Origin of the sequence: Castellaniella sp. S9 (assembly GCF_027257175.1) — a bacterium.
Taxonomy (GTDB): Bacteria; Pseudomonadota; Gammaproteobacteria; order Burkholderiales; family Burkholderiaceae_B; genus Castellaniella.
On the sequence record NZ_JAPFGD010000002.1, the window covers coordinates 232,632 to 252,554 of the forward strand.

Sequence of the window (19,923 nt, forward strand, 5' to 3'; positions counted from 1 at the left end):
GGCAGGCCCCTAGCTCAGCAGCGCGCGCGAGATGATCATGCGCTGGATCTGGTTGGTCCCCTCATAGATCTGGGTGATCTTGGCGTCGCGGTACAGCCGCTCGACCTCGATGCCGCGCGTGTATCCCATGCCGCCGTGGATCTGGACCGCATTGGCGGTGTGCTCGACGGCGGCATCGCTGGCGGCGCACTTGGCCATGGAGGCCTCGACCGAGGCGCGTTCGCCCCGGTCCATCTTGTCTGCCGCGGCGTGCACCATCAGGCGGGCCCCATGGGTGGCCTTGGCCATGTCCGCCAGCATCCATTGCACGGCCTGGAAGTCCGCGATCGGCCGGTCGAACTGGCGGCGCATGCGGGCGTAGTCGATCGAGGCCTCGAGGGCGGCCTGCAGGATCCCGACCGCCAGCGAGGCGATGCCGACCCGGCCCTTGTCCAGGACGCTCATCATCATCTTGAAGCCCTGGCCTTCGGTGCCCAGCAGCGCATCGCCGGACAGCGGCACGGCCTCGAACGACAGGGATCCCAGCGGGGAGGCGCGCTGGCCCATCTTGTGTTCGCGCGGGCCCGCGGTATAGCCGGGCAGGTCGCTGTCGACGAGGAAGATGCTCATGCCGCGCTTGCCCAGTTCGACGTTGCTGCGTGCCAGCACGACGGCGAAGTCGGCGACCGGGGCGTTGTGGATCCAGAGCTTCTCGCCGCTGAGCGACCAGCCGTCCGCCGTGCGCGTCGCGGTGCAGCGGATGCCGCCGACGTCCGAGCCCGCACCCGCCTCGGTGATGGCGTAGGCGCAGCGCCTTTCGCCGCGCAGCAGGGGACCCATGTAGCGTTCGCGTTGCTCCGGTGTGCCGTGCTCGGACAACAGCGAGGAGACGAGTTCGACCAGGCCGCACTGGTCGGCGACCGAGGCGTAGCCCCTGCCCAGTTCTTCCATCAGCACGGCATAGGCCAGGGCGCCGGCGCCCACGCCGCCGTGCGCCTCGGGAACGGTCAGGCCGAGCATGCCCAGGCTGGCCATTTCCTGGTAGAGCTCTGTGGGATAGCGTTCGGTCGCATCGAGTTCGGCGGCGATGGGGCGTACCTTTTCGTCGACGAAGCTGCGTGCCGAGTCGCGGATCATGCGCTGGATGTCATTGAGCGGGGGATCGAATGTATACGTCATGATGTTCAGGCCTTCTTGACCCACTTGAGGATGTGCTGGGCGACGGCGACGGTGTCGCCGTCCTGATTGGTGACGCGGATCTCGGAGCGCGAGCGGCGCTGTTCGGGATCGACCTCGGCGATGGTGTAGTGGACGGTGAGCGTGTCGCCGATGCGCACCCCCTTGAGGAAGCGGATGCGGTCGTAGCCCAGCGAGACCGGGATTTCGTCCTGTGGCCCCTTGGCCTTGGCCTCGGCGTTCTGGCAGATCATGGTCGAAGTGGTCGACATGTAGCCCACGACCAGGGCGCCGTGGGCAATGCGTCCGCCATACGGCGTGTCGCGCATCATGTGCTCGTCGACGTGATTGGGGGCCAGATCGCCGGTGATGCCGGCAAATCCAAGGACGTCGTACTCGCCGACGGTTTTGGTGAATTGGGCATGATCGCCCACACTGACGTGAAAAGTCATGACGTTGCCTCGCTGTGTGTCGTTCGTGAAAAAGGTGTCAGGAAGTCGCCTCGAGCGTGATCGCCCGCTGCTCGTCGCTGGAACGCAGGAATCCCTCGATCAGGGCCTGCACGCGCAGGGCCGAGCGGCCATGGACACCGGGTGGGCGGCCGCAGCGGACGCTATCGAGGAAGTCCTCGATGAGCGCGCGGTGCGCGCCGTGGTCGAAGGCCATCGGGTCCGAGGGGTCGCGCTGGTATTCGGGCGGCGCCATGTGTTCGTGGCGGCCATCCTGATGGTAGATGTCCAGCGATTCGCCGCTCATCACCGCTGTGCCGCGTTCGCACGCCAGTTCGATGCGCTCGGGAAAGCCGGGGTAGGCGACGGTCGTCGCGTCGATGGTGCCTACGGCGCCGTTCTGGAATTCGATCGCGCCGCAGGCGATGTCCTCGGTGTCCGTGGCGCGCAGACCCGAATTGCGCGTCAAGGCGGTGAGCCGGCGCACCGGGCCGGCCAGGTCCAGCAGCAGGTCCAGCGTGTGGATCGCCTGGGTCAGGAGCACGCCGCCGCCGTCGCGGGCCTTCATGCCGCGGCCGGGCTCGGCATAGTAGGCGGGGGTCCGCCACCAGCGGATCGAGGCGCTGCCCGAGACCAGGCGGCCCAGGGTGCCTCCCTGCAGCAGTTCGCGCAGCGCGATGGCGGCGGGCCGGAAGCGATGTTGCAGGACGACGCCCAGGTGCAGGCCGGCGTCCTCCATGGTCCGGATGGCCTCGAGGGCGCGTTCGGTCGACACGTCCAGCGGTTTTTCGACCAGCACGTGCTTGCCGGCCGCGGCGCAGCGCTGGATGAGCTCGAGATGGGTCAGCGGCGGCGTCAGCAACAGCACCGACTCCAGGGCGGGGTTCGCCAGCATCGCGTCCAGGGTTTCGACCACGGGCAGGCCCATGTCGCGCGCCGCGGCGCGGCGTTGCGGGCTGGGGGTCCAGGCGGACGCAATCTCGGCGCGGCCGGACAGATCGCGCAGGCTGGCGAGATGCGGGCCCAGGGCCATGCCCAGGCCGACCAGCCCGATGGTTTGTCTTACGGGTGTCATGTGTCCTCCTTGCCGCCGCGCTGGAAGGCCGAGATGCCTTCCAGATGCTGGCCGGTGCTGAAGCACAGCGTGTTCATCTCGTTCTCGTAGCGCAGGCCCGACTCGAGCGGCGTCGACAGGGATTGGCGCACCGCGGCCTTGACCGCCTGCGCGGCGATCGGGTTGAGGGCGGCCAGCTTGCGGGCGGTAGCGCGCGCCGTTTCCAGGACCGCATCGTCATCGACCAGCTCGTCGATCAGGCCCAGCCGATGTGCCTCGGCGGCGTCGATGGGTTCGCCCAGCAGCAATAGCTTGAGGGCGGGCCCGTAGCCGATCAGCCGCGGCAACATCTGCGAAGCGCCGCCGCCGCCGACCCAGCCGTGGGTGACTTCGGGGAAACCGTAGCGCGAACCGCGACCGCCGACACGCAAGTCGGCCGCCAGCGCGAGTTCGCCGCCGCCGCCCAGGACCCAGCCTCGCAGGGCGGCCACCACCGGCTTGCGGACGTTGCGCAAGGCGTGGGCGTATTCGAGGCGGTTGCGAAAGGACCAGGCGTTCGGGTATTCGGCGAGCGAGCCCAGGTCGCTGCCGGCGCAGAACGCGCGTTCGCCGCTGCCCGAGATGAGGACGGCGCGCACGGCATCGTCGCGGTCCGCCTCGCGGCAGCACGCCTCGATCCGCACGGCCATTCCGGGCGTGACGGCGTTCATCTTGCGGGGACGATTCAGCGTGATGTGCGCGACACCGTCCTCGACGTCCATGATGACTTCGTCGCTCATGCGGAGGCCTCCATGAAGAACGACATGACGGCCTCCACCTGCCGATCCAGCATGGGGATGCCGTTCATGACCCGGCATCCGCAGGCGCGCGCATGCTCGGCCAGGGGCGTGTTTTGCGGCTTCATGATGATGTCGACGACGCGCAAGCCGGGATCGAGCGGGCCGAAGGGCGCGGGCATGCCGTCGCCGGCCTGCATGCCGATGGGCGTGCAGTTGATCAGCAGATCGTGGCCGTCCACGTGCGCGGGATCGTTGGCGGCGCGGGCCTCGCAATCCGGGTAGTGCGTCGACACGCGCTGCGCCAGGTCGGCCGCGCGCGCGGCGTCCGTATCGTAGATGTCCAGCGCGCGCGCGCCGGCCTCGGCCAGGGCGATGGCGACCGCGCTGCCGGCGCCGCCGGCGCCCAGCATCTTGACCCGCCGCCCCGCCGGTTCGAAATCCTCGGCCCGCAGGGCGCGGACCAGGCCGGTGCCGTCGAAGATCGCGCCGTGCCAGCTGCCGTCCGCGTTGCGGCGCAGGGCGTTGACGGCGCCGACCTGCAGCGCCGTCGGCAGGCAGGTGTCGGCCAAGGCCAGGGCGCGTGCCTTGTAGGGCACCGTGACCACCAGCCCATCCAGATTGCCCAGCCGCATCAGGCCGAGCATCGTTTCATCGAAGGCCTCGGGCAGCACGTGCAGCGGAACCAGAATGGCATTGTGGCCGGCCTGCTGCAGCCAGGCCGTCATGACTTCCGGCGAGCGGACCTGGGCGATGGGGTGGCCGACGATGCCGTACAGGCGCGTGGCGCCGTCGAGGCGGGCGATGCTCATGTGGGGACTCCTTGTCCGGTTGCGATGCGAACGCTGCGTGGTGCGAGGGGGCCTTTTTCGGCGAGGCTCGAGGCCAGTCCGATCGAGCCCTCGTCGAAGAGCGCGGCATCCATGGTGCGCAGCGAGCCGGACACGATGGGCTTGAAGTCCATATGCGCGAGCACGTCGCGCTCGAGGTCGACGCCGGGGGCGATCTCGATGAGGACCAGGCCCTCCGCGCTCAGCTCGAAGACGGCGCGCTCCGTGACATACACCACCCGTTGGCCGCATTGCACGCCATACGGGCCGCTGTAGGTGATCTGGCGCACCTCGCGCACGAACTTGCGATGCGGCCCGTCCTGCTCGATCCGCAGGCGGCCGCCGGCGCAGACCAGCCGGCTGGCGCCGGCGGTGAAGGTGCCGCTGTAGACGACGGTGCGCGCGTTCTGGCTGATGTTGATGAATCCGCCCGGGCCGATGATGCGCTTGCCGAAGCGGCTGACGTTGACGTTGCCCCGCGCGTCGATCTCGGCGAACGACAGGAACGCCAGGTCCAGCCCGCCGCCGTCATAGAAGTCGAATTGATAAGGCTGGTCGACCAGGGCCGCGTAGTTGGTGGCGGCACCGGCGTCGCCGCCGGCCGCCGGGGCGCCGCCGATCAGGCCTTGCTCGTTGGTGAGGCAGACGGCGTCGAGCACGCCTTCCTCGGCGGCGATGCTCGCGATCCCGGTCGAGATGCCCGAACCGAGATTGCAGACGGCCCCCGTCACCAGTTCCTGGGCCGCACGGCGGGCAATGACCTTGCGTGCGTCCAGCGGCAGGCGTGGCATGTCCGAGGCCGGGATGCGCAGCTCGCCGGCATAGGCCGGGCTGTAGGGTGTCAGGTAGGTCTGCAACTGGTCGGGCTCGACCACGATGTAGTCGACCAGGATCCCGGGAATCTTGACCTGCTTGGCCGGCAGGGTGCCGCGCTGGGCCATGCGCCGGACCTGGACGACCACGATGCCGCCGCAGCGGCGCGTGGCCTGGGCCTCGGAGAGCATCTCGCCGAAGATCGCCTCCTGTTCCATGGTCACGTTGCCGTCCTCGTCGGCCGTGGTGCCTCGCAGGAAACAGACGTCCACGTGGAAGGATTTGTAGAACAGGTAGTCCTCGCCCTGGAACTCGACGCGCTCGACGACCTCGGCGGTGCGCGGCTCGGACTGCCGGCCTGCGCCGAGACGCGGATCGACGAAGGTGTGCAGTCCGGTCTTGGTGATGAGGCCGGGACGGCCCGCGGCCATTTCGCGCATCAGTTGCGAGAGCGCGCCCTGGGGCAGCGTCCAGCCCTCGATGGCGCCCGCCTGCACGAGGTCCGAGATGGCCGGCGAGTTGACGTAGGTGCCGGAGATGACGCGCGCCAGCAGACCCTCCTGGGCCAGATAGCCGGCGCCCTTGCTGATGCCGTCCCCCAGCCCGACGGGATGCAGGGCCGAGAGGCCGGCCGGCAGGCCCGTTTCCCTGTAGCGGTCGCCGACCGCCCGCATCAGGCGATCGGGCACGGCATGCCCGCCGCCGGATCCGCCGATCAGCAGCGTGTCGCCGGATTGCAGCAAGGCGGCGGCCTGTTCCGCGGAGATCACTCTAGCCATTTCATTACCTCTGAGAACAACGGTTTTTCAAGACTCGTGTGGGGTCAGTTCAGGAACAAGTTCGGTGCGAACGTCACCGCGCTCGGCACGAACACCAGGAAAATCATGCCGCCGATCAGCGACAGGAAGAACGGGATCGTGGCCCAGAAAATGCGCTCCATCGGCAGCTTCGAGACCGAGGCCACTCCATAGAGCGCCACCCCGACGGGGGGCGTGATCAAGCCCACCACGCAGGTCATGCAAAACAGCACGCCGAAATGCACGGGATCGATGCCTGCCGAGGCCACGATGGGCATCATGACCGGTGCCACCATCAGGATGATGGGCGTGGCATCCATGAACATGCCCAGGACCAGGATCACGGCCAGCAGGACCAGGAGGATGGCCCAGGGCTCGCTGACCATCCCGCTGACGCCGTTCATGAACAGCACGGGCAGTTGTTCGCGGGTGAACACCCAGCCGTCCAGCCCCGAGATGCCCACCACCAGCATCAGCACGCCCACCGTGCTGCCGGCGTTGACGAACTCGCGATACATGCCGCGCCAGGTCAGGGTGCGGTACCACATGCCCAGCAGCAGGATGTAGAGCACGGCGATGGTGGCCGCCTCGGTGGGGGTGAAAAAACCGAAGAAAATCCCGCCGATGATGATGACCGGGGTCAGCAGCACCAGGAAGGCCTTGCGCAATGTGGTGAACAGGCGGCGAAACGAGAACTGCCCCATCAAGGGATATTGGCGCCGTCGGGCGATGATCGATACCGCGATCAGCAGGAGGGAGGCGAAGATGATGCCTGGAACGATGCCGCCGATGAACAGCCGCCCGATCGAGACGTTCGCGGTCGCCCCGTAGATGATCATGATGATCGAGGGCGGGATGATGGGCGCCAGGGTCGAAGCCGACAGCGTGATGGCGGCGGCGAACTCGGGATCGTAGCCGCGCTCGCGCGCGGCCTTGACGGTGATGGTGCCCACGCCCACGGCGTCGGCGGCGGCCGAGCCCGACATGGCCGAGAAAATCATGCTGGTGACCACCACGACGTGGCCCAGCCCGCCGCGGATGTGGCCGACGATGGCCATGGCGAAATCGAATATTTTGTCGGTGACCTGCAACAGGTTCATCAGGCGGCCCGCCAGCAGGAACATGGGCACGGCCAGCAGCACGGAATTATTCAGCGTGCCATAGATTCGCTGCGTGGTGATGCCCAGCGAGATGTCGTTGAGGAACAGCCAGACGAGGGCGGGCAGGCCCAGCGCGACGGCGATCGGCGATCGCAGCAGGATCAGCAGGATCAGCAGGGCGAGAAAGAGCCAGATCATTCGATCACCTCTTTCGGGGACGCGTCGGGATGGATCGGACGCACCGCGGCCATCAGAAAGTGCAGGACCATCAGTGCGCAGCCGATGGGGATCGCGGCATAGGACCAGGCGACCGAGATGCCCAGCGTCGGCAGGATCTGGCCGGCGCCGTTGAGCATGGTCTGGGCCGAGACCCAGGCGAGGATGGCGAAAAAGCCGACGGTGGTGAGGTCGATCAGGCGGGCGACCGCGGCCTTGCCGGGGAAATTGACTTTCTCCATGAACAGCTCGACCACGAAGTGCTCGCAGCGGTGCGTGCCGACGGCCGCGCCGATGAAGACCAGCCAGATCTGCAGCACGCGCCCCAGTTCCTCGGTCCAGGCCAGCGGAAAGTCCATGAAGAACCGTGAAATCACCTGCATGGACAAGGTGAAGAGCAGCGCGGCGAGGATGGCGAACAGCATCAGGCCTTCGAGGCGCACCACGCCCGCCTCCAGCCGGAGGAAATGTGTCTTGTTCATGTGTATCCCTCGGGGGGCCTGGGCCCCCCGGCTGAGTGTTGGCGGGATCAGCGGGCGTTGCGGATGGATTCCACCAGATCGGCGCCGTATTGCTTGGCGTACTTTTCCTGCACCGGCTTGACGGCGGCTTCGAAGGCGGCGCGGTCCGTCTCGGTGACGGTGACGCCGTGTTCCTTGAGCCAGGCGATGTCGCCGTCGAAGTTCTCGGCAAACAGCTTGCGCTGGTAGGCCGTGGCCTTGGCCATGGCCGCGTCGAACTCCTGGCGCTGCTCGGGGCTGAGCTTGGCGAGGGCGGCGCGATTGGCGATGACCGGCTTCATCAGGAAGAAGTGGCCCGTGAGGGACAGTTGCGGGGCCTGCTCATAGAACTTCATGTTGCGATAGCCCGAGGAATCGTTCTCCGCGGCATCGATGGTATGCGTGGCCAGGCTGGTGTAGACCTCGCCGTAGGGCATGGGCGTGGGCTTGGCGCCCAGCGCGTTGAAGGTGTCGATGTAGACCGGGCTGCCGATCACGCGGATCTTCATGTCTTTCATGTCGGCGGGCGTCTTGATCGGGGTCTTGCGGCTGAAGACGTGGCGCACGCCGGCGCTCCACCAGCCGACGACGTCCAGGCCGGATTCCTTTTCGACGCGCTCGGTGATGCCCTGGCCGATCGGGCCATCGGTGACCACCCAGGGGTGGGTCACGCCGTCGCGGAACAGGAACGGAATGTCATAGACGCCGACGCTGGGCGCGAAGGCGCTGAGGTTGGCGCCGGCCACGCAGGTCATGGTCAGGGCGCCCATTTGCACTTGCTCGATGGCGTCCTTTTCGCCGCCGATCTGGCCTTGCGGGAATATTTTCAGAGTCACCCCGGTGCTGCCGGCGGCCAGCTCTTTTTGCAAGAGGACGAAGGCCTCGTAGCAGGGTTCGCCGGGCGGATTGACGTGGCCCGCGGTCAGTTCGATGGCCTGGGCTGAGAAGCTGGCCGACAGCGTCAGGGCGATGCCGCACAGCAGGGATTTCTGGAGGTTTGGAAATTTCATGGGGTCTCCGGATCGGTGAGGCCGAGGCGCGGATGCGACATGTCGGCACATGGTTTTCATCCGCCTTTTTGGGTGGCGGTCGGAAAATATTAGATCGATCTAAATTTTCCGTCAAGATCGGGGTTTTCCCGTTCCCGGCGTCGCGATCGGATCCTGTGCTGAAATCAGGGGGAGGGTGTGTCGCCGTGCCCGTGCGCGGCTGGGTCCGCCGGTTTGGCCTCGTCGGACAGGCTGCAGAATGCCGCGTCCTCGGTGTTCCAGTCGATGGCCACGGTGGCGTGCCCGATGCCGAAGTGCGCCAGCAGTTCGCGCTCGACCGCGCGCACGACGAGGCGCGCCTCGGCATCGCGGATCGGACGCACGTGCAGGGTCGCCAGGGGCCGGCCCGAGGTAATCAGCCAGACGTGGACGTGGCTGACCGCGGCGACGCCGGGCACCTCGTCCTGCAGGTGGCGCTGGATCATGTCGGGCCGCGCGTCGTCGGGCGCGCCCTCCAGCAGGATGTGCAGGGACTTGGCGAGCAGGCGCCAGGCGCTGCGCAGGATCAGCAGGGAGACGAGCACCGACAGGATCGGGTCGATCGGCATCCAGCCGGTGAAGTGGATGACGATGGCGGCGATCACCGCGCCCGCCGACCCCAGCAGGTCGCCCAGCACGTGCAGCACCGCGCCCCGGATGTTGACGTGGTCGCTGTCGCCGCGCGTGAGGATCCAGAAGACCAGCGCGTTGGCGAGCAGCCCGGCGACGGCCACGGCCAGCATCGGACCGGCGAGGACGGCTTGAGGTTCCCGCAGGCGCTGCCAGGCCTCGACGAGGATCCACAGCACGATCCCGAACAGGGTGATCGCGTTGACGAAGCCGGCGATCACCTCGAAGCGCAGATAGCCGAAGCTGCGCTTGTCGTCGGCCGCGCGCCGGCCATAGCGAAAGGCCGCGTAGGCCAGCGCCAGCGCCACGGCGTCGGTCAGCATGTGACCGGCATCGGCCAGCAGCGCAAGCGATCCCGACACAATGCCGCCGGCGACCTCCACCAGCATGAAGGCGAAGATCAGGTAGAAGGAAAGCAGGACCTTGCGCTCGTTGGCGCGGGTCACCGCCGGCGCATGATCGTGAGCGTGGTCGTGGCCGTGATGATGATCGTGATCGTGGGGATGCGAGTGCGGTTGCGTCATGTCAAACGGGATCGAAGTGCGTCATGACGTCCAGCACGGGCAGGTCGGCCATGACGCGGCGGCGCGCCTCGACGGCGATTGCATGGCCTGCCTCGATGGTGAGCGTCCCGTCCATCTCGATGTCGACCTCGACCCAGACCATGTCGCCCATTTTACGGGTGCGCAGGTCATGGATGCCGCGCACCCCCGGCGTGCCCAGCAGGCGTTCGCGGATCGCGTGTTCGGTGTCCTCGTCCGCGGCGCGGTCCACCAGGTCATTGAAGGCCCGCCAGGAGAACGTCCCGCCCATCCGCAGGATGAACAGGCCGACGATCAGGGCGGCCAGCGGGTCGGCCAGGGGCAGGCCGGCGAGGTTGGCGCCGATGCCCAGGGCGACGACCAGCGAGGAGGCCGCGTCGGAACGCGCATGCCAGGCATTGGCGATCAGCATCGTCGAGCGCACCCGGTGCGCGACCCGCAGCAGGTAGCGGAACAGCAGTTCCTTGGCCAGCAGCGCGAGCAGCGCGGCAAAGAGCGCGGCCTGATGCACGGTGGGGACCGCCGCCGGGTTCTGCAGCCATTCGGTGCTGCGCCACAGCATGCCGCCGCCCACGAGCAGCAGCAGCACGCCGATGGCCAGCGTCGCGGCGGTTTCGAAACGCAAGTGCCCGTAGTGGTGATCGGCGTCGGGGCCGCGGATGCTGTGTTTATTGGCCAGCAGGACCAGGCCGTCGGAGGCCAGGTCCGAGAGCGAGTGGATGGCGTCGGCCACCAGGGCCTGCGAGTGCGCAAACACGCCGATGGCGAGCTGGACGGCGGACAACAGGGCGTTGACCAGGACGCTGATCCAGGTGCTGCGCCGGGCCGCCGCATGGCGGTCGGGCCCCGGCACCGGAGGGAGGGACGGAGGCTGCATGCCGGAAGTATAGGCGGCGGCCGTCGGCGCGCAAGTGTCCCCCGACGCGGCGCGTGGATTTGTGTCAGCTGATCCGCATGCCGGGCTGTGCGCCGCTGGAGGGCTCGAGGATGTACAGGCCGTCGTCCACCGAGGAATCGGCGTGGCTGGCGGCCAGCACCATGCCTTCGGACACGCCGAAGCGCATCTTGCGCGGCGCCAGGTTGGCGGCGAGCACGGTGAGCTTGCCGGTGAGATCCTCGGGGCGATAGGCGGACTTGATGCCGGAGAACACCTGCCGCAGGCGCCCCTCACCCACATCGAGCGACAGGCGCAGCAGCTTGTCGGAGCCTTCCACCGCCGTGCATTCGACGATGCGCGCGATGCGCAGATCCAGGCGGGCAAAGTCCTTGATGTCGATGGTCTCGGCGATGGGCTCGCCGCCCGGGACGACGGCCGGGGCGGCCGGCGGTTCGAACAGTTCGTCGAGCTGTTTCGGATCCACGCGTTGCATCAGGTGCTTGAAGGCGGCGATCCGTGTGGGCGGTTCGCCCGCATCGGCCCAGGCGAAGGCGCGATCCAGGCCGAAGAGTTCGCGCGCCACGCGGTCGGCGAGGGCGGGCAGCACCGGCGCCAGCATGACCGACAGCGCCTTGAAACCGGCCAGGGCACGCGAGCAGATGTCCTGCAGCGCCGCCTTTTGCGCGGCGTCCGCCTGGGCGATGCCCTTGGCCAGCACCCAGGGCTGGGCCGCGTCGAAGGCCTGGTTGATGCGGTCGGCCTGGGCCATGATGCGGCGCACGGCGCGGCCGTACTCGCGCGCCTCGAAATCGGCGCGCACCTCGTCGGCCGCCTGGGCGAGTTCGTTCGCCATGGCCTGCGCGCCGCCGGAATAGGCCAGTGCGCCGTCGAAGTGCCGGGTGATGAAGGTGGCGGCGCGGCTGGCGATGTTGACGTATTTGCCGATGAGGTCGCTGTTGATGCGCGCCACGAAGTCGTCGGGATTGAAATCCAGGTCCTCGACGTGGGCGTTGAGCTTGGCCGCGATGTAGTAGCGCAGCCACTCGGCATCCATGCCGATGTTCAGGTAGCGCAGCGGCGAGATGCCCGTGCCGCGGCTCTTGGACATTTTCTGGCCGCTGACGGTGATGAACCCATGCACGTGCAGCATGTCGGGGGTCTTGCGGCCCGAGAACTTCAGCATGGCCGGCCAGAAGAGCGCATGGAAATAGACGATGTCCTTGCCGATGAAGTGGACTTGCTCGGTGTCGCCCGCCGGGTCGAGCAGGGTGTCGAAATCCAGGCCTTGGCGGCCGCAGTAGGCCTTGAGCGAAGCCAGGTAGCCCACCGGCGCGTCGAGCCAGACGTAGAAGTACTTGCCGGGCGCGTCCGGGATGGGGATGCCGAAGTAGGGCTCGTCGCGCGAGATGTCCCAGTCGGCCAGATTGGCCTGCGCGCCTTCGTTTTCGCCCAGCCATTCGCGGGTCTTGGCCAGCACCTCGGGCTGCAGGCGCCGCGTGCCGTCCGCGCGCGTGCCATGGGTCCACTCCTGCAGGAAGGCCACGCAGCGCGGATCGGACAGCTTGAAGAAGAAGTGCTCGGACGAGCGCAGGACGGGGCGCGCCTGGGTGATCGTGGAGTAGGGGTCGATCAGGTCGGTGGGGGCGTACACCGCGCTGCAGACCTCACAGGAGTCGCCGTACTGGTCCTTGGCGTGGCAATGCGGGCACTCGCCCTTGATGTAGCGGTCGGGCAGGAACATGCCCTTGACGGGATCGTAGAACTGCTCGATCTCGCGGCTGGAGATGAAGCCCGCGGCCTTCAGCGCCCGATAGATGTCCTGCGAGAGCTCGACATTTTCCGCCGAATCGGTGCTGTGCCAGTGGTCGAAGCGGATGTGGAACCCTTGCAGGTACCGGGGCCGCTCGTCGGCATAGCGGGCGACCAGGGCCTGCGGCGTGATGCCCTCGGCCTCGGCCTTGAGCATGATGGGCGCCCCGTGCGCGTCGTCCGCGCCCACGAAATGCACCGTGTGGCCGGCCATGCGCATGCTGCGCACCCAGATGTCGGCCTGGATGTACTCCATGATGTGGCCGATGTGGAAGGAACCGTTGGCGTAAGGAAGGGCGGTGGTGACGAAGATTGTGCGCGACATCGAGGTGGGCGTGAAAACCGTAAAACCTCAATTCTAGGGGATTTCGCGCATCTCGATGTCGGTGACGTCCTGCTTGGGGCCGGCGTTGCGTTGCCGCGTCCCGGCAAAGCCCGGATGGACGCCGGGGCGGCGGCGCTCCGCCCAATAGGCCTTCATGCCGAAGGGCCTGCCCTGGAGGCGGGCCACGACATACAGGACGGCCACCGCGACGGCGGTCGACGCCATGAAGACGAACGCCATGACCATGCCGAAGAAGGCCAGGACCAGGAACAGGGCGCCTCGCAGAATCTGTTGGATGATGTTCATGGCGTGTTGGACTCCTCGCACCCCGAAAGGTTCATAATCATGGCGGCATTAAGGTCGATATTGGGGTCAATACTGCGATGTCAAGGTCGATCCGCTATTCTTTCGGTTTCGACCTTCAAACATGATCGGATCATCCCATGAGCGCCACTATCCAGGACATCCGCGAAGTCCTGTCCAAAGTCATCGACCCCGACACCCGCAAGACCCTGCCGGTGACCGAGCCGGATCTGCAGATCCGGCCCGAGGGCGATGCCTACAACCTCACTGTAACCCTGGGCTATCCCTTGTTCAATGGGCAGCAGGAACTGCAGGGCCGGATCCGGGACGCGCTGGCGGCTCGCGGCGTGTCCGTCGGCGCCCTCGATTTCGTCTCCAGGATACGCACCCACGCGGTGCAGCGCGGGCTGCGGCCCCTGGACTCGGTGCGCAACATCATCGCCGTCGCCTCGGGCAAGGGCGGGGTGGGCAAGAGCACCACGGCGGTCAATCTGGCGCTGGCCTTGCATTCCCAGGGCGCCCGCGTGGGGCTGCTGGACGCCGACATCTACGGCCCCAGCGTGCCCATCATGCTGGGCCTCTCGGGCAAGCCCAAGAGCGCCGACGGCAAGAGCATGGAGCCCATGGTCGGCCACGGCCTGCAGGCCAATTCCATCGGCTTCCTGATGGACGACGACGGTCCGGCGATCTGGCGCGGCCCGATGGTCACCCAGGCCCTCACCCAGTTGCTCAGCCTTACGAATTGGAACGATTTGGATTACCTGATAGTGGACATGCCGCCCGGAACCGGCGATATTGCCCTCACCATGGCGCAAAAGGTGCCTCTGACGGGTGCGGTCATCGTGACCACGCCGCAGGACCTCGCCCTGGCGGATGCCCGCAAGGGCCTGATCATGTTCCAGAAGGTCGATGTGCCGGTGTTGGGAATCGTTGAAAACATGTCTGTCCACGTCTGCTCGAATTGCGGACATGCCGAGCCCATCTTCGGGCAGGACGGCGGCCGCCAGCTCGCGTCGACGTACAACCTGCCCTGGCTCGGCGCTTTGCCGCTGCAGATCGACATCCGCAGCGAAACGGACTCCGGACGTCCCAGCGTGGTGGCCTCGCCCCAGGGGGCGGCGGCCGGCCTCTACCAGCAGATCGCGCACCGCCTGGCGGTGCACGTGGCCGGTCAGCCTCTGGACGATTCGGGCAGCCGGCCACGCGTGGTCGCCCGCAAGACCTGAGCCGGATGCGCCGCGGGATCGGAGGGCTCTGCTTTTGCGGCGTGCTCGGGCTGCAGGGCGCGGCGCATGCCGCCCAACCCGAGGTCATCATCGATCCGGGCGGCGCGCCGCCCGAGGTGTTGCAAGAAATTACCCTGGCAGTGGGCGCGATCACGCGGCTGGCCGAGGACCAGGACATCCGCGAGGTGTCCCGGTTGCGGCGGCGGGCCTGGGAGGCGGCGCGGGCCGCCTTGCAGACCCAGGGATATTTCTCGCCGGTGGTGACGCTGGATGCCAGCGACGGCGCGCCGGGCGGCGGGGAGTTCTGGGATATCGCCATCGAGCCGGGCGAGCGCTCGACGGTGCGGCTGCTGGGCCTGAATTTCACCGGCGCGATTTCCGGCGCGGCCTATGAAGGCCGCCGCACCGAGCTGCGCGAAGCCTGGCCGTTGCGGTCGGGCATGCCCTTCATCAACAGCGAGTGGAACTCGGCAAAGGCGGCGCTGCTCGATGAGGTCGCCCGCAAGGAATTCTATTTCGCCCGCTATGCGCGTACCCGGGCGACCGTCGATCCGCAGGCCGCCGCCGCGGATCTGGAGGTCGACGTCGACAGCGGCCCGCCGGTGCGCATGGGTCCCTTGCGGGTCGAGGGCCTCAAGCGGGTGCCCGAATCCCTGATCGCACGCTACGTCCGCTATGATCCGGGCGATCCCTATGACCAGGATCTGCTCGATGCGTGGCAGGAGGCCTTGCAGTCGACGACCTTCTTCCGGGGGGCTTTCGTGACGCTTGATGAGCCTGCGGCGGCCGATGCAGCGCCGCAGGGCGATGCCGCCGCGGGGGCCGCCGGCCCGCAGCCCGCCGGCGACGAGCCCGTGGAACTGCCGGTGCATGTCCGGGTGACCGAGGGGCCCGCCCGGCGCGTCAGCAGCTCCATCGGGGTCGATAGCGACCACGGCGTGCGCGTCGAGGGCCTGTATCGCCAGAACATCGTCTTTGGCCAGCCCGTCTGGATAGAAACCGGTGCGGGTATCGATCCCAAGCGCCAGCGTGCGTTCTTCGACGTGCACCTGCCGCCGACCCTGGCCGGCTATCACGACAGTTTCGGCGTCCTCTACGAGCATACGGACATCGAGGGCCAGGAGAACAGCCGTGCGGGCCTCGGGTGGACCCGCACCCAGAAACGCCGGGCGGCGGGCAACAGCCGTGTCGAGTACGAGACGCAGCTCGGCGCGCTGGTGACGCACGACAAGACGCGGATTTCGGGCGGCGAGAACTACGAGGTGCCCAGCTGGGCGCTGAACTGGAAGTGGCTGCGACGCGACGTGGATGCCAAGTACGAGCCGCGCGAAGGCAACCTGGTCGAGTTCGGCCTGGGCGCCGGCACGACGCTGGACGATTGGAAGCCCTTTTACCGGACGAGCCTGCGCGCCCAGGGCTGGTGGCCCATGGGCCAGCATGACGTCCTGACGCTGCGGGGCGAAGTCGGCAAGGTCTGGTCGGACACCGACAGGCTGCCGCAGGATTTCTCGTTTCGCACCGGCGGCTCGCGCACCATCCGCGGCTATCGCTACCAGAGCATCGGCATCGAAAGCGGCGATGCCATCATCGGCGCGCCGACCCTGGCGGTGGCCAGCGTCGAATACGTCCATTACTTCACCGACCTGTTGGGCGCCAGCGTTTTCGTGGACGCCGGCGATGCGGCGCCCTCGTTCTCCAGCATGGACTGGCACATCGGCTATGGCACGGGCCTGGCGGTGCGCACGCCGGCCGGGCCGTTTTACGTGGATCTGGCCTGGTCGGACAAGGATCGCCGGCTGCGGCTGCATTTTTCACTGGGGATTGCGTTTTGAGGGCGATCCTGCGGTTCTTCGGTTTGTGGGTCTTGCCCTTGCTGGTGACGGTGATGCTGCTCCTGCTGGGTTTCGCGTACTGGTGCGCCGCCAGCGAGCCGGGCACGCGCTGGCTGCTGCGCACCGTGGCCGCGCAGCTCGACGGTGCGGCACAAGGCGTGCACGGCACCTTGCGCGATGGCGCCTACGTCGAAGGCCTGTCGCTGGCGCTGCCGGATGCCGACGTGCGCGTCGTGGGCCTGCACCTGAAGGTCTTGTGGCCGGAGTTGCTCGAGCGCCGGCTGCACGTCGATGATCTGTCGGCGGTGCGGGTCGACGTGGCGTTGCATCCAGTCCCCGGCGACGAGCCGCCGTCCGCCGAGCCTTTCCGGATGCCGGCCCTGCCGGTCGACGTGCGGCTGGACCGGCTGGCCCTGGGCGGCCTGGGCTTGCAGATCAACGGTGAGGCGCCCCCGGTCGAGTTGCTGTCGGTCTCGACCGCCGCGACGCTGGACCGCCATGCCGCGAGCGTGCGCCTGAACCATCTGCACGCCGCGTGGGGGCGCATGCTGCTGTCGATCGATGGACGCCTGGCGCTCAACGGCCTCGCCTCGCCGTGGCCGTTCGTCCTGGACTTGCAGGGTTTTGCCCAGGATCGCAGCGAGGGCTCCCCCCTGTGCCTGCGGCAGTACCTGGGACAGCCCGCGGCGCCGGCCTCCGCTTCGGCCGCCGCGGATGCCGGCGCCCCGGCCCCCGAGCCCGCAGCCGATGCACCGCCATGCCGGGTCGACATGACGCTGCATGCGGCCGGGTCGCTCGATAGCCTCACCGTTGCGCTGGGTGCCACGGGCGAGGGCTTGACGCTGGACGCCGGGGGGGATGTCTTTCCCGATCGGGTGTTCCCACTGGCGCGCGCCCACCTGGCCGCCAGTCTGCCGGACGGATCGGGGGCGACGCTGCGGATCGAGCCACAGCCGGACTCGGCCCCGGCGCCGGGTGAGCCGCTGGCCCTGGACGTGCGGATCGCCTTGCGTGAACTCGACCTGCAGCCGTGGCTGCCCGCGGACCTGGGGGCCAGCCGGCTGAGCGTGCAGGGCGAGGCTCGCATCGGCCTGGATGCCGCCCATGCGGTGCGCAATCTGTCCCTGAAGACGGTCTTCGATCCCGCGAGCCGCTGGAACGGCCAGGCCTTGTCCGGGACGGTCGCCGTGGAACGGGTGGGCATGGGCAGCGGTCCGCTGTTCGACCCGCAGGCGGCGGCCGCGTTCGATCCGGCCGCCTTGGTGGTGTCCGGACTGGACGTCGACGTCACCCTGGGCCCGAACCGCGTGCGTGCCCGCGGCGAGGTCGGTGCCGGGCGCACCGACCTGGACCTGCAGGCGCAAGCGCCGGCGCTGAATGCCATGTGGCCGGGCCTGCCGGGCGGCGCCCGGTTGCATGCGATCCTGCAGGGCAGCCTCGCGCAGCAGAGCCTGGCGCTCGAGGGCGGCTACACACCCGAGGACATGAAGGAGGACGTCCTGGGGCACGCCCCCGTGGAGGCCCGGCTGCGCCTGGACGGAGGCTGGACGCAGGGCAGAGGCTGGCGCGGCACGCTCGAGACCCTGGAGGCCGGGCATGCCGGGCTGTCCCTGCGCAGCGAGACGCCGGTGTCCCTGGAACTGGATGCCCCCGCAGGGCCGGCCGACGCGCAGGCGGCCGCGGTCCCGGCGCCCGCCGAACCCGCTGACGCCGCCTCGCCCGCCGATGCGCCGGCGCCCGCCGTCCCCGCCTGGGCTTGGAAGGTCGGCGCGGCGCGCATCGCGGTCGGCCTCGACGGCGAGACGCTGCTGCGGCTGGATCATGGCACCTCCAGCGGTTCCGGTCACCGCTGGAAGACCAGCGGCCGCATCGATCCGCTGGTGGTGACGCCGGAGCGCATCAAGACATTGCAGGAATGGCTGGGCCGGGGCGGCGTCGAGGAAGGGGGAGTGAACACCCCATTGTCCGAGCAGGCGCGCAAGAGCCGGCTGGACGCGCGCCTGGATTGGTCGTTGTCCTACGACGATACCTTGTCGGGCGAGATCCACCTGGCGCGTATCGGCGGCGACCTGGTGGTGCCGGGCGACGTGCCGATCGAGCTGGGCCTGCGCGAGGCGGCGCTGGACGTCTCGATCCGCCGCCGCGCAGCGGGCCTGAGCCAGGTCGAGGCCGACCTGCAGGTGGCCACCGCCCGCATGGGATCGATGCGGGTGCGGGCGGGCAGCCCCTTGCATGCACTGCCGGGCGGCGGCCTGGGCATCCGGCCGGAAGACACCAAGACCGTGCACGTCGAGGCCGTGTCCGAGGACCTGGCCTGGATCAACCTGTTCCTGGACGGCGGCCTGGAGGTGGGCGGCACGATCCATGCCGATATCCAGGGCCGCAGCCGGCCAGACGGGCGCTGGAGCTTCAGCGGTCCCCTGCGGGGCGAGGACATCAGCCTGCTGAGCGTGGACCAGGGCGTGCGGCTGCTGGAAGGCACTCTGCAGGCCCATTTCGAGGGCGAGCGCGTGCGTCTGGACGGTTTGCGCTTCCCGGCCGTGCGCCGCGTCACGCCCAAGGAGTGGCGCACGGCCACCTGGATCGCCGAGGAGCCCGACGCGCAGAACGGATCGCTCACGCTGTCGGGCGAATGGAATTTGTTCGAGCAGGGCGGCGGCCTGGACATCGTGTTCCACCGCTATCCCATCCTGCAGCGCTCGGACCGCTACGCCATGATCACCGGCAGCCTGCGCATCGACAGCGTGCTGCCGAAACTCGGCATCCGCGGCCGGGTGGAAGCCGATGCCGGCTGGTTCGACCTGGACATGCTCAGCAACATCCCGTCCCTCGACGGCGACGTGGTGATCCTCGCGCCCGGCCAGAACAGCGTGCCGGACGATCCGCCGCCGCCCCTGGACATCGACCTGGACCTGACCGTGGACCTGGGGCCGCGCTTTTACCTCACCGGCTACGGGGTGAATTCCGGCCTCGTGGGCGACCTGCGCCTGCGCATGGTGGCGGGCAAGCTGACCGCCATCGGCGAGCTGCGCACCCGTGGCGGATCCCTGGACGCCTATGGCCAGCACCTGCAGCTGCGCGGGGGTCGGGTGACGTTCCAGGGCGACATCACCAATCCCGTCATCGGCATCGAGGCCCTGCGCACCGATGCGGCGGTGCAGGCCGGCGTGCGCGTGGCCGGCACCGCCCGCCGCCCGCGCATCGACCTGGTATCCTATCCGGACGTCAGCGAAACCGAGAAACTCACCTGGCTGCTGCTGGGCCACGGGCCCGACGAGGGCGGCGGCGACATGGCCTTGCTGTTCTCGGTCGGCAGCTCCTTCCTGTCCAACGGCGAGCCCTTCTACCAGCGCTTCGGCCTGGACGAACTGAGCATGCGCTCCGGCGAACTGGGCAGCACCGGCAGCATCCTGCCCATCGACAGCGTCGTCAGCAGCCAGGACAACAGCAGCGCCAGCGACATCGAGCGGCGTTTCATCGTGGCCGGCAAGACGATCGCCAAGGACCTGCGCGCCAGCCTCGAGCAGGCGCTCTCGGAAACCGGCACGGTGGCGCGCCTGAGCTATCGCCTGATGAGAGGCCTGCGTGCCGAACTGACCGTCGGCACCGTCACCGGCCTCGCCCTGGTCCATCGCTGGTTCTCGATGGATTGAGGGCGCGG

16 protein-coding genes are annotated in these 19,923 nt (G+C 68.3%); 3 read left to right on the forward strand and 13 right to left on the reverse strand.

The features are described 5' to 3' along the window. Nucleotides 1-9: 9 nt before the first annotated feature. The 13 genes from OOZ48_RS03825 to OOZ48_RS03885 all read right to left on the reverse strand — a co-directional run bounded on the left by OOZ48_RS03825 (nt 10) and on the right by OOZ48_RS03885 (nt 13,207). Nucleotides 10-1,158, reverse strand: a complete 1,149-nt coding sequence (locus OOZ48_RS03825; RefSeq protein ID WP_269495844.1) for an acyl-CoA dehydrogenase family protein — start codon at nt 1,156-1,158, stop codon at nt 10-12. Nucleotides 1,159-1,163: 5 nt separating this feature from the next. Beyond that, the gene (locus OOZ48_RS03830; RefSeq protein ID WP_269495846.1) at nt 1,164-1,607 is read right to left on the reverse strand and encodes a MaoC family dehydratase; all 444 of its coding nucleotides are present in this window, start codon (nt 1,605-1,607) and stop codon (nt 1,164-1,166) included. A 37-nt stretch (nt 1,608-1,644) separates the two neighbouring features. Beyond that, nucleotides 1,645-2,679: a Gfo/Idh/MocA family protein gene (locus OOZ48_RS03835; RefSeq protein ID WP_269495847.1), complete on the reverse strand. Its 1,035-nt coding sequence runs from the start codon at nt 2,677-2,679 to the stop codon at nt 1,645-1,647. Next, nucleotides 2,676-3,437: an enoyl-CoA hydratase/isomerase family protein gene (locus OOZ48_RS03840; RefSeq protein ID WP_269495849.1), complete on the reverse strand. Its 762-nt coding sequence runs from the start codon at nt 3,435-3,437 to the stop codon at nt 2,676-2,678. Before OOZ48_RS03840 ends, OOZ48_RS03835 begins: the two co-directional genes overlap by 4 nt. Further along, nucleotides 3,434-4,246: a shikimate dehydrogenase family protein gene (locus OOZ48_RS03845; protein WP_269495851.1), complete on the reverse strand. Its 813-nt coding sequence runs from the start codon at nt 4,244-4,246 to the stop codon at nt 3,434-3,436. Before OOZ48_RS03845 ends, OOZ48_RS03840 begins: the two co-directional genes overlap by 4 nt. Beyond that, nucleotides 4,243-5,856, reverse strand: a complete 1,614-nt coding sequence (locus tag OOZ48_RS03850) for an acyl CoA:acetate/3-ketoacid CoA transferase (RefSeq protein ID WP_269495853.1) — start codon at nt 5,854-5,856, stop codon at nt 4,243-4,245. The genes OOZ48_RS03845 and OOZ48_RS03850 overlap by 4 nt, the downstream gene beginning before the upstream one ends. Before the next feature lie 44 nt (nt 5,857-5,900). After that, the gene (locus tag OOZ48_RS03855; RefSeq protein ID WP_269495855.1) at nt 5,901-7,172 is read right to left on the reverse strand and encodes a TRAP transporter large permease; all 1,272 of its coding nucleotides are present in this window, start codon (nt 7,170-7,172) and stop codon (nt 5,901-5,903) included. Continuing rightward, nucleotides 7,169-7,672 (reverse strand): TRAP transporter small permease, encoded by a 504-nt coding sequence (locus tag OOZ48_RS03860; protein ID WP_269495857.1) that lies wholly within the window; start codon nt 7,670-7,672, stop codon nt 7,169-7,171. Before OOZ48_RS03860 ends, OOZ48_RS03855 begins: the two co-directional genes overlap by 4 nt. Nucleotides 7,673-7,719: 47 nt before the next feature. Beyond that, nucleotides 7,720-8,700 carry a TRAP transporter substrate-binding protein gene (locus tag OOZ48_RS03865; RefSeq protein WP_269495859.1) on the reverse strand — a complete coding sequence of 327 codons (981 nt, stop codon included), beginning with the start codon at nt 8,698-8,700 and terminating at the stop codon, nt 7,720-7,722. A gap of 164 nt (nt 8,701-8,864) precedes the next feature. Further along, a complete protein-coding gene (locus tag OOZ48_RS03870) occupies nt 8,865-9,872 on the reverse strand; it encodes a cation diffusion facilitator family transporter (RefSeq protein ID WP_269495861.1) in 1,008 nt (335 codons plus the stop codon). 1 nt (nt 9,873) lies between these two features. Beyond that, complete coding sequence (locus OOZ48_RS03875) at nt 9,874-10,767, reverse strand: cation diffusion facilitator family transporter (RefSeq protein ID WP_269495863.1); 894 nt, start codon at nt 10,765-10,767, stop codon at nt 9,874-9,876. Between the two features lie 64 nt (nt 10,768-10,831). Continuing rightward, a complete protein-coding gene (gene metG, locus OOZ48_RS03880) occupies nt 10,832-12,901 on the reverse strand; it encodes a methionine--tRNA ligase (RefSeq protein WP_269495865.1) in 2,070 nt (689 codons plus the stop codon). A 33-nt stretch (nt 12,902-12,934) separates the two neighbouring features. Next, the gene (locus tag OOZ48_RS03885; RefSeq protein WP_269495867.1) at nt 12,935-13,207 is read right to left on the reverse strand and encodes a hypothetical protein; all 273 of its coding nucleotides are present in this window, start codon (nt 13,205-13,207) and stop codon (nt 12,935-12,937) included. 137 nt (nt 13,208-13,344) lie between these two features. Between OOZ48_RS03885 and apbC the strand changes: the two genes are divergently transcribed. Genes apbC through OOZ48_RS03900 form a run of 3 tightly spaced genes read left to right on the forward strand, consistent with a single transcriptional unit; the run spans nt 13,345 to nt 19,915 of the window. Beyond that, the gene (apbC, locus tag OOZ48_RS03890) at nt 13,345-14,430 is read left to right on the forward strand and encodes an iron-sulfur cluster carrier protein ApbC (protein WP_269495870.1); all 1,086 of its coding nucleotides are present in this window, start codon (nt 13,345-13,347) and stop codon (nt 14,428-14,430) included. A 5-nt stretch (nt 14,431-14,435) separates the two neighbouring features. Then, nucleotides 14,436-16,262: an autotransporter assembly complex protein TamA gene (locus OOZ48_RS03895; RefSeq protein WP_269495872.1), complete on the forward strand. Its 1,827-nt coding sequence runs from the start codon at nt 14,436-14,438 to the stop codon at nt 16,260-16,262. Further along, nucleotides 16,259-19,915 carry a translocation/assembly module TamB domain-containing protein gene (locus OOZ48_RS03900; RefSeq protein ID WP_269495877.1) on the forward strand — a complete coding sequence of 1,219 codons (3,657 nt, stop codon included), beginning with the start codon at nt 16,259-16,261 and terminating at the stop codon, nt 19,913-19,915. The genes OOZ48_RS03895 and OOZ48_RS03900 overlap by 4 nt, the downstream gene beginning before the upstream one ends. The last annotated feature ends 8 nt before the right edge of the window (nt 19,916-19,923 follow it).